At 61.1% G+C, this 11,554-nt stretch carries 11 protein-coding genes and 3 pseudogenes; 12 read left to right on the top strand and 2 right to left on the bottom strand.

Going from position 1 to position 11,554, the window contains the following annotated elements:
- Positions 1 to 23: 23 nt before the first annotated feature.
- Positions 24 to 314: pseudogene (locus AA309_RS35505) on the top strand (IS630 family transposase); the annotation flags it as partial.
- A gap of 59 nt (positions 315 to 373) precedes the next feature.
- Here AA309_RS35505 and AA309_RS36895 read toward each other — a convergent pair.
- Positions 374 to 616 (bottom strand): annotated as a pseudogene (locus tag AA309_RS36895) (omptin family outer membrane protease); the annotation flags it as partial.
- 542 nt (positions 617 to 1,158) lie between these two features.
- Between AA309_RS36895 and nifH the strand changes: the two are divergent.
- The 11 genes from nifH (at position 1,159) to AA309_RS26630 (ending at position 11,121) form a co-directional block, all read left to right on the top strand.
- Positions 1,159 to 2,052: a nitrogenase iron protein gene (gene nifH, locus AA309_RS26680; RefSeq protein ID WP_047192060.1), complete on the top strand. Its 894-nt coding sequence runs from the start codon at positions 1,159 to 1,161 to the stop codon at positions 2,050 to 2,052.
- Between the two features lie 103 nt (positions 2,053 to 2,155).
- Complete coding sequence (gene nifD, locus AA309_RS26675) at positions 2,156 to 3,658, top strand: nitrogenase molybdenum-iron protein alpha chain (protein ID WP_047192057.1); 1,503 nt, start codon at positions 2,156 to 2,158, stop codon at positions 3,656 to 3,658.
- Between the two features lie 125 nt (positions 3,659 to 3,783).
- Positions 3,784 to 5,325, top strand: coding sequence for a nitrogenase molybdenum-iron protein subunit beta (gene nifK, locus AA309_RS26670; RefSeq protein WP_047192056.1), 1,542 nt, complete (start codon positions 3,784 to 3,786; stop codon positions 5,323 to 5,325).
- 61 nt (positions 5,326 to 5,386) lie between these two features.
- Positions 5,387 to 6,877 carry a nitrogenase iron-molybdenum cofactor biosynthesis protein NifE gene (gene nifE / locus AA309_RS26665; protein ID WP_047192055.1) on the top strand — a complete coding sequence of 497 codons (1,491 nt, stop codon included), beginning with the start codon at positions 5,387 to 5,389 and terminating at the stop codon, positions 6,875 to 6,877.
- Between the two features lie 9 nt (positions 6,878 to 6,886).
- Entirely contained in the window at positions 6,887 to 8,269 is a 1,383-nt protein-coding gene (gene nifN, locus AA309_RS26660; RefSeq protein WP_047192054.1) for a nitrogenase iron-molybdenum cofactor biosynthesis protein NifN, read from the top strand.
- A complete protein-coding gene (nifX, locus tag AA309_RS26655) occupies positions 8,235 to 8,726 on the top strand; it encodes a nitrogen fixation protein NifX (RefSeq protein ID WP_047192053.1) in 492 nt (163 codons plus the stop codon). Before nifN ends, nifX begins: the two co-directional genes overlap by 35 nt.
- A 17-nt stretch (positions 8,727 to 8,743) precedes the next feature.
- Complete coding sequence (locus AA309_RS26650; protein ID WP_047192052.1) at positions 8,744 to 9,223, top strand: NifX-associated nitrogen fixation protein; 480 nt, start codon at positions 8,744 to 8,746, stop codon at positions 9,221 to 9,223.
- A gap of 27 nt (positions 9,224 to 9,250) precedes the next feature.
- Positions 9,251 to 9,454 carry a CCE_0567 family metalloprotein gene (locus tag AA309_RS26645; protein WP_047192051.1) on the top strand — a complete coding sequence of 68 codons (204 nt, stop codon included), beginning with the start codon at positions 9,251 to 9,253 and terminating at the stop codon, positions 9,452 to 9,454.
- A complete protein-coding gene (fdxB, locus tag AA309_RS26640; RefSeq protein WP_047192050.1) occupies positions 9,451 to 9,768 on the top strand; it encodes a ferredoxin III, nif-specific in 318 nt (105 codons plus the stop codon). The genes AA309_RS26645 and fdxB overlap by 4 nt, the downstream gene beginning before the upstream one ends.
- 84 nt (positions 9,769 to 9,852) lie before the next feature.
- Positions 9,853 to 9,996 (top strand): exopolysaccharide production repressor protein, encoded by a 144-nt coding sequence (locus AA309_RS32580; protein WP_084731695.1) that lies wholly within the window; start codon positions 9,853 to 9,855, stop codon positions 9,994 to 9,996.
- A 111-nt stretch (positions 9,997 to 10,107) separates the two neighbouring features.
- Positions 10,108 to 11,121: a 1-aminocyclopropane-1-carboxylate deaminase gene (locus AA309_RS26630; protein ID WP_047192049.1), complete on the top strand. Its 1,014-nt coding sequence runs from the start codon at positions 10,108 to 10,110 to the stop codon at positions 11,119 to 11,121.
- Between the two features lie 64 nt (positions 11,122 to 11,185).
- Here the strand turns inward: AA309_RS26630 and AA309_RS36010 are convergent.
- Positions 11,186 to 11,311: pseudogene (locus tag AA309_RS36010) on the bottom strand (ATP-binding protein); the annotation flags it as partial.
- Between the last annotated feature and the right edge of the window lie 243 nt (positions 11,312 to 11,554).

The raw sequence follows: 11,554 nt of genomic DNA, 5'->3' as shown, positions 1-11,554 counted from the left end.
CCGATTTTCCAGACACCCTCTAGGCGCTCGACCGCACCCAGCCGAACTTGCCGCTGAAGAAGGGCCGTGCCGGTACCATGACCCAAGACGATCAACGGCATGGCACCACGACCCTGTTTGCCGCTCTGGATGGGGCGACCGGCACGGTCCTGGGCACCTGCATGAAGCGGCATCGCCATCAGGAGCTCTTACGCCTCCTGCGCGAGATCGACCGGGTCACGGACAAGCGCCTCGACCTGCACCTGATTGTCGACAATGACGCGACCCGCAAACTCCCGAAGGTGAAGGCTTGGCTCGAGAGGCATCCGCGCTTCGCCGTGAGCGAGAGGTGCACCGAGACGGCGTATTCAGCACCAAGGCTCAGGCCAACCATCCAATCGGGAGCGAAATCCTCGGTGAATAGGAGGTCCCGCTGGTTATGATGGTCCTTGTCCTCCGCAACCACAAACGGACTGGTGATAACCTCACGGGTCATACGCCAGGATCCGGTCGCATAGGTCGCGCCTAGGCCAACATAAGGAGGGTGCCACCATTGCTGGTAACCGACACCAAGCCTATGCGAGTCCTCTGTGCCGACCGAGTTCCTGAAGCCGCCACTCTCCGAATGGACGACCAGGGTGTGGCATCGTTTGGTGTCGGGCAGCTCTGGCCACCGGCGGGCACTGCTGAGTTCGGTGACTGGGCAGTCGAAGCGTTTTGAAGATCGTCAGGTCCCGATGCCGTCTGGTGGCGATCTCGCTCGTTGCGTTCTTCCGCAAACGGAAAGGCAACACATACCCGGCATGAGGACTTCTCCACTGGGGGAGCTTGGATGTGCAAAGGCCTCCATTTCGACGCTCGTTGATCCAGCTGTTCGTACGCTGATAGATCGCCAGCCCTTATGGCTCTCCAGCGAGGTCAACGTATAGCAATCGCAGGTCACGCCATCCGACACCTTCTGTCGGGTTTGTCGGCTCTGCGACACAGGCTTGTTGAGCCCGTCACTTGTTGCGCCTCAGGCTAAGTAGCTGAAAAGCAATCGCAAAGTTCGTTCTTCGGCTCGATCAGCCAAATTGGCACGAGTTATGAAACTCTCTCGTCGCGGCGCGGCAGGAGCTGTCGACCGATATTCATGTCGTGGGTGACATCGCGATCGATGAAACGAAGGAAGGAAGCAACATGGCAGGTCTGCGTCAGATCGCATTCTATGGGAAAGGAGGCATCGGCAAATCCACCACCTCCCAAAACACGCTCGCCGCCCTTGTCGACCTCGGGCAGAAGATCCTCATCGTCGGCTGCGACCCCGAGCCCGGCTCCACCCGCCTGATCCTGAACTCGAACGCGCAGGATACCGTCCTGCATCTCGCGGCACAGGAAGGTTCGGTGGAAGACCTCGAACTCGAGGACGTACTCAAGGTCGGCTACCGAGGCATCAAGTGCGTGGAGTCCGGCGGCCCCGAGCCGGGCGTCGGCTGCGCTGGCCGCGGCGTCATTACCTCGATCAACTTCCTCGAGGAGAACGGCGCTTATGACGATGTCGACTATGTCTCCTATGACGTGCTCGGCGACGTGGTGTGCGGCGGCTTCGCGATGCCGATCCGCGAGAACAAGGCCCAGGAAATCTACATCGTCATGTCCGGCGAGATGATGGCGCTCTATGCCGCCAACAACATCGCCAAGGGCATCCTGAAATATGCCCATGCGGGCGGCGTGCGGCTCGGCGGCCTGATCTGCAACGAGCGCCAGACCGACCGTGAGCTCGACCTCGCCGAGGCGCTGGCGGCCAAGCTCAATTCCAAACTCATCCACTTCGTGCCGCGCGACAACATCGTCCAGCACGCCGAGCTCAGGAAGATGACAGTGATCCAGTACGCGCCGGACTCCAAGCAGGCCGGGGAATACCGCGCGCTGGCCGAGAAAATCCATGCCAATTCGGGCCAGGGCACCATCCCGACCCCGATCACCATGGAAGAGCTCGAGGACATGCTGCTCGACTTCGGCATCATGAAGACCGACGAGCAGATGCTTGCCGAGCTTCAGGCCAAGGAAGCGACGCTGGCGGCTGCCCGGTAACCGCCGCTGCCGACAGGAGGCGCCGACCTTGACCCGGCGTGCCTTTCCACGAACGGCGCCTCGTCGGCGAGGCGTCACCCGAATCTTGAAAGGGGCAGGGCCCATGAGCCTGGACCACGAGAATAACGGCGCTCTCCATGAGAAGCTTATCGAGGAAGTGTTGTCGCAATATCCAGACAAGGCGGCGAAGCGCCGCAAGAAGCACCTCAGTGTTGCCACGCACAGGGATGAGATCGGCGAGGCGGGCAAGGTCCTGTCCGAATGCGACGTCAAATCGAACATCAAGTCCATTCCAGGCGTGATGACAATCCGCGGCTGCGCCTATGCCGGCTCCAAAGGTGTGGTGTGGGGCCCGGTCAAGGATATGGTCCACATCTCGCACGGACCAGTCGGTTGCGGTCAATATTCCTGGTCGCAGCGCCGCAACTACTACACCGGCATGACGGGCATCGATACGTTCGTGACGATGCAGTTCACCTCCGACTTCCAGGAGAAGGACATTGTTTTCGGTGGCGACAAGAAGCTGGAACAGGTCATCGACGAGGTCGAGGAACTGTTTCCGCTGAACAAGGGCATCACCGTGCAGTCCGAATGCCCGATCGGCCTGATTGGCGACGATATCGAGGCGGTGTCGCGCAAGAAGGCCAAGGAGCACGACAAGACGATTGTGCCGGTGCGCTGCGAGGGCTTCCGCGGCGTCTCGCAATCGCTCGGCCACCACATCGCCAACGACGCGATCCGTGACTGGGTCTTCGACAAGAAGGAAGTCGAGTTCGAGCCCAGCCCTTACGACGTCAACGTCATCGGCGACTACAATATCGGCGGCGACGCCTGGGCCTCGCGCATCCTGCTCGAGGAGGTGGGGCTGCGCGTGGTCGGCAACTGGTCGGGGGACGCCACGCTCGCCGAGATCGAGCGCGCGCCGAAGGCTAAGCTCAACCTCATCCACTGCTACCGGTCGATGAACTACATCTGCCGGCACATGGAGGAAAAGTACGGCATCGCCTGGATGGAATACAATTTCTTTGGCCCCTCCCAGATCGAAGCCTCTCTGCGCAAGATTGCCAAGCATTTCGGGCCGGAAATCGAGGACAAGACCGAGGCGGTCATCGCCAAGTACCGACCCTTGGTCGATGCGGTCATTGCCAAGTACCGGCCGCGCCTCGAGGGCAAGACGGTGATGCTCTATGTCGGCGGCCTGCGTCCCCGTCACGTCATCACGGCCTACGAGGATCTCGGCATGGAGATCGTCGGCACCGGCTACGAGTTCGGCCACAACGATGACTATCAGCGCACTGGCCATTACGTGAAGAAGGGTACGCTGATCTATGACGACGTGACCGGTTACGAGCTGGAGAAGTTCATAGAGGGGATCCGCCCTGATCTCGTTGGCTCCGGCATCAAGGAGAAGTACCCGGTACAGAAGATGGGCATCCCGTTCCGCCAGATGCACTCCTGGGATTATTCCGGCCCGTATCACGGCTATGACGGGTTTGCCATCTTCGCCCGCGACATGGATCTGGCCATCAACAACCCGGTCTGGGACCTCTACGACGCCCCCTGGAAGAAAAAGGCCGTGCCGCTGGCGGCGATGGCCGCCGAATGAGAACCTGGCCTCCCACGGGCAGGGAGGCCGATGAACGCCCGCGGGCTTTGATCCGCGGGAGACCTGAAACGTCTCGACATCCCTGTGCCGCCGTATGGCGCGGCCAGATGGAAGAGGTGACCACCATGCCGCAGTCGGCCGAAAAAGTTCTCGATCATGCTCCCCTGTTTCGCGAGCCGGAATACAGGCAGATGCTCGCCGCGAAGAAGCTGAATTTCGAATGTCCGCACCCGGATCAGGTCGTTGCTGATCAACGCGAGTTCACCAAGACCTGGGAATACCGCGAAAAAAACCTCGCTCGCGAAGCGCTTGTCGTGAACCCAGCCAAGGCCTGCCAGCCGCTCGGCGCGGTGTTCGCGGCAGCCGGTTTTGAGCGGACGATGTCCTTCGTCCATGGCAGCCAGGGCTGCGTGGCCTATTACCGCTCGCACCTGTCGCGCCATTTCAAGGAACCTGCGTCCGCCGTTTCCTCCTCGATGACCGAGGACGCGGCGGTGTTTGGCGGTCTGAAGAACATGGTTGACGGGCTCGCCAACACCTACACGCTCTACGACCCAAAGATGATCGCCGTCTCGACCACCTGTATGGCGGAGGTCATTGGCGACGACCTGCACGGCTTCATTGAGAACGCCAAGAACGAAGGCTCAGTCCCGCGTGACTTCGACGTGCCTTTCGCCCACACGCCGGCGTTCGTCGGCAGCCATATCGATGGCTATGACGGTATGATGGAAGGCGTGCTGGAGCATTTTTGGGATGGCAAGGAGCGCACGGAAGCCGCTGGCACCATCAACATCATTCCGGGTTTCGACGGCTTCTGCGTCGGCAACAACCGGGAAGTGAGGCACCTGCTCAACCTGATGGGCGTGTCCTACACCTTCATCCAGGACGCCTCTGACCAGTTCGACACGCCGTCGGACGGCGAGTTCCGCATGTATGACGGCGGCACCAAGATCGAGGACGTGAAGGCGGCGCTTAACGCCGAGGCGACACTGTCGCTACAGCATTACAACACCCGCCATACGCTGAACTATTGCGCGGAAGTCGGGCAGGCGACGGCCTCGTTCCATTACCCGCTCGGCGTCCAGGCGACCGACGAGTTCCTGATGAAGGTGTCGGCGATTTCCGGCAAGGAAATCCCCGAGGCCATCCGCCTGGAACGCGGCCGATTGATCGACGCCATGGCAGACAGCCAGTCCTGGCTGCACGGCAAGAAATACGCGATCTACGGCGATCCTGACTTCGTCTACGCCATAACCCGGTTCATCATGGAGACCGGCGGCGAGCCGATCCACTGCCTCGCCACCAACGGTACGGCGGCCTGGGAAGCCGAGATGAAGGAACTGCTTGCATCCTCGCCCTTCGGCGAGGATGCCCAGGTCTGGGCGGGCAAGGACCTCTGGGCGATGCGCTCGCTGCTCTTCACCGAGCCGGTGGACCTGCTAATTGGCAACTCCTATGGCAAGTATCTGGAGCGCGACACCGGTACGCCGCTGATTCGGCTGACGTTTCCGATCTTCGACCGGCACCATCACCATCGCTTCCCGCTCATGGGCTACCAAGGCGGGCTGCGCGTCTTAACGACGATCCTCGACAAGATCTTCGACAAGCTCGATCGCGAGACGATTGAGCCGGGCGTGACGGACTATTCGTATGATCTCACCCGCTAAGAGTGGCGGCCGGCCTTCGTCGAGGCCGGCCGTCTTCCGATGACCTTTGGAGACCGACGCCATGTCCTCGCTCAGTGCCAAAATCCAGGATGTCTTCAACGAGCCCGCCTGCGAGAAGAACCACGGCAAGGATGCCAAGGCGCGCAAAAAGGGCTGTTCGAAGCCGCTGACCCCCGGGGCGGCAGCCGGCGGCTGCGCCTTCGACGGCGCCAAGATTGTGCTGCAGCCGATCACCGACATTGCGCATCTGATCCATGCGCCGCTCGCCTGCGAGGGCAATTCCTGGGACAACCGCGGCGCGGCTTCGTCCGGGCCAACGCTGTGGCGCACAAGCTTCACGACCGACCTCAGCGAACTCGACATGGTCATGGGGCAGAGCGAGCGGAAGCTCTTCAGAGCGATCCGCGAGATCAAGGAAGCGTATGCGCCGCCGGCGATCTTCGTCTATTCGACCTGCGTGACGGCGCTGATCGGCGACGACATCGAGGCCGTCTGCAAGCGCGCCGCGGAAAAGTTCGGCTTGCCGGTGGTGCCGATCAATGCGCCAGGCTTCGTCGGCTCCAAGAATCTTGGCAACAAGCTCGCCGGCGAGGCGTTGCTCGATCATGTCATCGGCACGGTGGAGCCCGACGATGCCAGCCCTTACGACATCAATATCCTTGGCGAATTCAACCTCTCCGGCGAGTTCTGGCTGGTGAAGCCGCTCCTTGATCGGCTCGGCATCCGGGTGCGCGCCTGCATTCCGGGCGACGCACGCTACGTCGATGTTGCCTCCGCGCACCGCGCCCGAGCGGCGATGATGGTGTGCTCGACCGCGCTTATCAGTCTCGCCCGCAAGATGGAGGAGCGCTGGGACATCCCGTTCTTCGAGGGCTCCTTCTACGGCATCACTGACACCTCGGAAGCACTTCGGCAGATCTCTGACCTGCTCGTGAGGAAGGGTGCCGATCCGGAGATCCTTGACCGCACCGAGGCGCTGATTGCAGAGGAGGAGGCGATTGCGTGGAAGAAGCTTGAGGCTTACCGGCCGAGGCTCGAAGGCAAGCGCGTACTGCTCAACACCGGCGGTGTGAAGTCCTGGTCGGTCGTCCATGCGCTGATGGAAATCGGCATTGAGATCGTCGGCACCTCGGTCAAGAAATCGACAGTGGAAGACAAGGAGCGCATCAAACAAATCCTCAAGGACGAGAACCACATGTTCGAGTCGATGGCGCCGCGCGAGCTTTACGCCATGCTCTCAGAGCACAAGGCCGACATCATGCTGTCGGGCGGGCGCACGCAATTTATCGCGCTGAAGGCCAAGATCCCCTGGCTCGATATCAACCAGGAGCGTCACCATCCCTATGCCGGCTATGACGGCATGGTGGAACTCGTACGCCAGATCGACCTCGCCATTCACAACCCGATCTGGTGTCAGGTGCGGGAGCCGGCACCGTGGGATTGCCTGCCTGCCGTGGAGGAGAAGATGCTGGGAGAAGAGAGAGCAAGAGCTACCGTCGACGCCTTCAAAAAATTCGCCGGCACGACGGCCGGCGACTTCGGCGAGTGTTGAGGTAAGCCGATGGTCCGCATCCTTCCCCAGACTAAATCGGCGGCGGTCAACCCGCTGAAGTCGTCGCAGCCACTGGGCGCGGCCTTCGCCTTTCTTGGCGTCGAGGGTGCGATGCCGCTGTTTCACGGCAGCCAAGGCTGCACCAGCTTCGCGCTGGTGCTCTTCGTGCGGCACTTCAAGGAGACGATCCCGCTGCAGACAACGGCGATGGATGAGGTCGCGACGATCCTCGGTGGGGCGGACCATTTGGAGGAGGCGATCCTCAACCTCAAGACCCGCACCAATCCGAAGCTGATCGGGGTCTGCACGACGGCGCTGGTGGAAACCCGTGGTGAAGACTTCGCAAGCGACATCGCCAATATCAGGGCGAAACGTGGCGAAGAACTCGCCGGCACGAAGGTCGTGCTGGCCAACACACCGGATTTCCACGGCGCTATCGAGGACGGCTGGGCCACGGCCGTCACGGCCATGATCGAGACCATCACGCGGTCAGGCAAACAGGCGCGAGAAACAAAGAAGATCGCCATCCTGCCCGGCTGGAACTTGACCGTGGCCGATATCGAGCATCTGCACGAGACAGTGGAGAGTTTTGGACTGCAAGCGGTGATTTTCCCGGATGTTTCCGGCGCACTCGACGGCACGGTTCCTGATCGCTGGATTCCGACCACATATGGTGGGACGACCATCGACGAGATCCGCGAGCTTGGCACGGTGGCGCACTGCATCGCCATCGGCGAGCATATGCGCCGCCCGGCTGAGGTGCTGCAGCGGCTGACCGGCGTGCCTTACGTGCTGTTCCAGTCGCTGACCGGACTGAAAGGCGTCGACCGGTTCGTCTCGCTGCTGTCCGCGATTTCGGGCGCCGCGGTGCCGGCCAAGCTCCGCCGTCGCCGGGCCCAACTGCAGGATGCGTTGCTCGACGGACATTTCCATTTCGGCGGCAAGAGAATTGCCATCGCCGCCGAACCAGACCAGCTCTACCAGCTCGCGACCTTCTTCATCGGCATGGGCTCCGACATCGCGGCCGCCGTCACCACGACCGATACATCGAAAATTCTCGAGCAAGTGCCGGCCGAATCGGTCCAGGTTGGCGATCTCGGCGATCTGGAAGATCTTGCCGCCGGCGCTGATCTTCTCGTCACCCATTCGCACGGACGCCAAGCGGCGGAGCGCCTCGGCATTCCGCTCATGCGCGTTGGCTTCCCGATCTTTGACCGGCTCGGCAGTCAGCACAAGCTCACAATCCTCTATCAGGGGACGCGCGACCTGATCTTCGAGGTCGCCAACATCTTCCAGGCCAGCCAGCACGCGCCGACTCCTGAGGCTCTTGATCCATTCCGTAACCGAGACATGCCAGATGACCTCCGTTCGTCGCTTCTCGCTCGTCACTGACGTGGATCACGCACTGATGCCGGAACGACAAGCCGGCGCATTGCGCGTAGCGATCGCCACACAAGACATAAAAGGCTGCAACGCCCATTTCGGGTCGGCCAAGCGCTTTGCTGTCTACGACGTGACGCCCGACTCGTGGAATTTCGTGGAAGCCGTGGCCTTCGATGACGTTTCCGACGAGAGTGGGAAGCATCGGACCGAGGGCGACGACCGCATCGCCCCGAAGGTGGAGGCGTTGAAGGGCTGCCATCTTCTGTTTTGCCTGGCTATCGGCGGGCCTTCGGCAGCCAAGCTTGTTTCGGCAAAAATCCAACCGGTCAAAGTGCCTCAGCCTCAATCCATCGAAGACGTACTGTCGCGCACCCAGACGATGCTCAGGACGGCTCCTCCGCCCTGGTTGCGCAAGGTGCTGGCGGAAGCAGGCGTCAGCGACAAGAAACCGTCCTTCGAGGACTGAAATGAGGAGAACGCGAGATGTCTGATGCCGCGGTTAGCCCTGCTGTCAACGAGGACGAAACGGCCCTTGCCACCCCTTTTGTCAAATGCCTCGTGCGGCTAATCCGCGCTCAGGATTCTTATGGGTCATGGGAAGGCCAATCGGATGCCGAGCTGCTGGCCGACTTCATCGTCACCAGGGAACAGCGCCGTGCGATCCCGATCATTGGCGATCCCGATCCGGATGTGTTGTGGAGGCTCGACCTTTTCTACACCGCCGTCGGGCTTGCGATCGAGGAGTGCTCCGGCCTGATGGCATCGCCGATGATGGAGATGAGCCATGAGGGCTTCGGGTGCGTGCTTCTCACGACCGGGCGGTTGGTCGTTCTGTCGAAGACCCTGCGCGACGTCCACCGGTTCGGCTTCGAGACGCTTCGGAAACTCGCTGCGGCCGGTACGAAACTGGTCGACGATGCGATCGCCGTCATCGAAGCCTATCCCGACGTGGCGCGGGCGTGATGAAACCGGTTTTCGAGGAAGGGGATCATGCCAGACCTTGAAGAGCTGCAGAAGAAGGTCCGCAAGCTGCAGTCGCGCGCGGGAACTGCGAAGATGGAATTGCACGACCTTGCCGAGGACCTCCCGGTCAGCTGGACAGAGATCAAGGCGGTCGCCGAGAAAACCTTCAACGCTTATGCCGACTTGGACGCTGCCAAGCGAGAGCTCGCAGCGTTGGAGAGTTCACGATGACGAACTCTTTTCTCACCCGCGACGGCTCCAGATGGATGCCGGACTATCTGACCGCCATCGATGGCGCGATCTGCATCGGCTGTGGCCGCTGCTTTAAGGTCTGCTCGCGCGAGGTCATGCACCTTTACGGCATCGATGATACGGGTGAAATCCTCGGCGTCTGCGATGGCGAGGACGACGACTTCGATGGCCAGCTCAATCGTATGATCATGGTCATCGATCATCCCGGCCGCTGCATTGGCTGCGGAGCCTGTGCCCGTGTCTGCCCGAAGAACTGCCAGACCCATGCTGCGGCCGACACGGTGGCTACATGATCCGACGCACAAACCCGCGAGAACGGTGTGCTCTTCAGGATCTTGGATCGCGTCCTGCGGCTGGCCCTGTACACCAACGCTCTGATGATCTATCTCGTCTCGCATGCCATTCGCACAGTAATCATCGCAACGTTGGCCTGTGCGCTGCTTCGTCAGGTAGGCTATTTCGGAAGCGTGCTCCTTCTGACCAGGCTGCTTTGTCTGGAAAGGAGGGTTTGGAAATCATGACGGGGCTCTTCTGGGACATCGGAGAGCGCAGCTGACCTCACATCAAACACGCCTCTTACCATGACTTATGCATAGCTAGTTTCAGCTCAATCACGCATCGCTGGGGAGAACATGCTGGAAAAGTTCAAACGCCACCCGCTCACCCTTGGACCCACGCCTATCGAGAAGCTCGACCGCCTCGGCCAGCATCTCGGGGGAAAGGTGGAAATCTACGCCAAACGCGAGGATTGCAACTCCGGTCTCGCGTTCGGCGGCAACAAGCTCCGCAAGCTCGAATACATCATCCCCGACGCGATCGCGTCAAAGGCCGATACGCTGGTCTCCATCGGCGGCGTGCAGTCCAACCACACGCGGATGGTCGCCGCGGTCGCGGCCAAGATTGGTATGAAATGCCTCCTGGTCCAGGAGAGCTGGGTCCCCCATGAGGATGCCGTCTACGACCGAGTCGGCAACATTCTCTTGAGCCGCATCATGGGAGCAGAGGTGCGCCTGGTCGAGGAGGGCTTCGATATCGGCATCCGCCGCAGTTGGAAACAGGCCTTCGACGAGGTCAAGGCAAGGGGCGGCAGACCCTATGCGATCCCAGCCGGGGCCTCCGTTCACAAATACGGCGGTCTCGGCTACGTCGGGTTCGCGGAGGAGGTGCGCGCCCAGGAGAAGCAGCTTGGATTGGCCTTCGACTATATCGTGGTTTGCACGGTCACGGGCTCGACGCATGCCGGCATGGTCGTCGGATTCGCCAAGGATCGGCGACAGCGCAAAGTGGTCGGGATCGATGCCTCCGCCACCCCCGCCCAAACCAAGGCACAGGTGCTCAACATTGCCCAGCATACTGCGCAGCTCGTCGACCTTGGCGCGGAAATCGTCGAGGATGACGTGGTGCTGCTCGAGGAGTACGCGTACCCACGTTACGGTATTCCGTCCGAGGAAACGAAGGAGGCCATCCGCCTGTGTGCGCGGCTCGAGGGGATAATTACTGATCCCGTCTACGAGGGCAAGTCGATGCAAGGGCTGATTGACCTCGTCCAGAAAGGCTTCTTTCCAGAGGGATCGAGGATCCTCTATGCGCATCTTGGCGGCGCGCCGGCGATCAACGGATACAGCTACACGTTTCGCAACGGCTGACGCTCGACAGCTGTCAAGCGACACCCAGATTTACGAGATAAGGCGACTCCAGGTTTACGACCGCTCAGGCGTGCGCCCGCTGAAGAGCCTCCTCGAGTTCCCGCAGGCGATAGCTGCGTCCTTTGATGTTGAGAACATGCACTCGGTGCAGCAGGCGATCGAGGATGGCTGTGGCCAGCACCTCGTCGCCGGCGAGCAGTTTGGTGTGAGGTCCGACGACATCGTTTCAACTTTCTGATCGTCAGATCGACCTCTGAGATGCGATGCTGATCCTGTTGCTGCAGTGGACCTGTGGGCAGCGCGGGAGCGCTGTCCATCAAGATCCACAGCCGAGGGGCTGGGAAAAGCGATGGATCTGACCAAGGCGCGCCTCGCGTGGGTTGATCTTCCCCCGATTGTGTGGACACCGGGTTAGATGCCGTAATGGGCCTGC

Source organism: Microvirga vignae, from assembly GCF_001017175.1.
Lineage (GTDB): Bacteria > Pseudomonadota > Alphaproteobacteria > Rhizobiales > Beijerinckiaceae > Microvirga > Microvirga vignae.
Note: the sequence above shows the minus strand (reverse complement) of the source record. Positions and strands in the feature narration are given on the sequence as shown.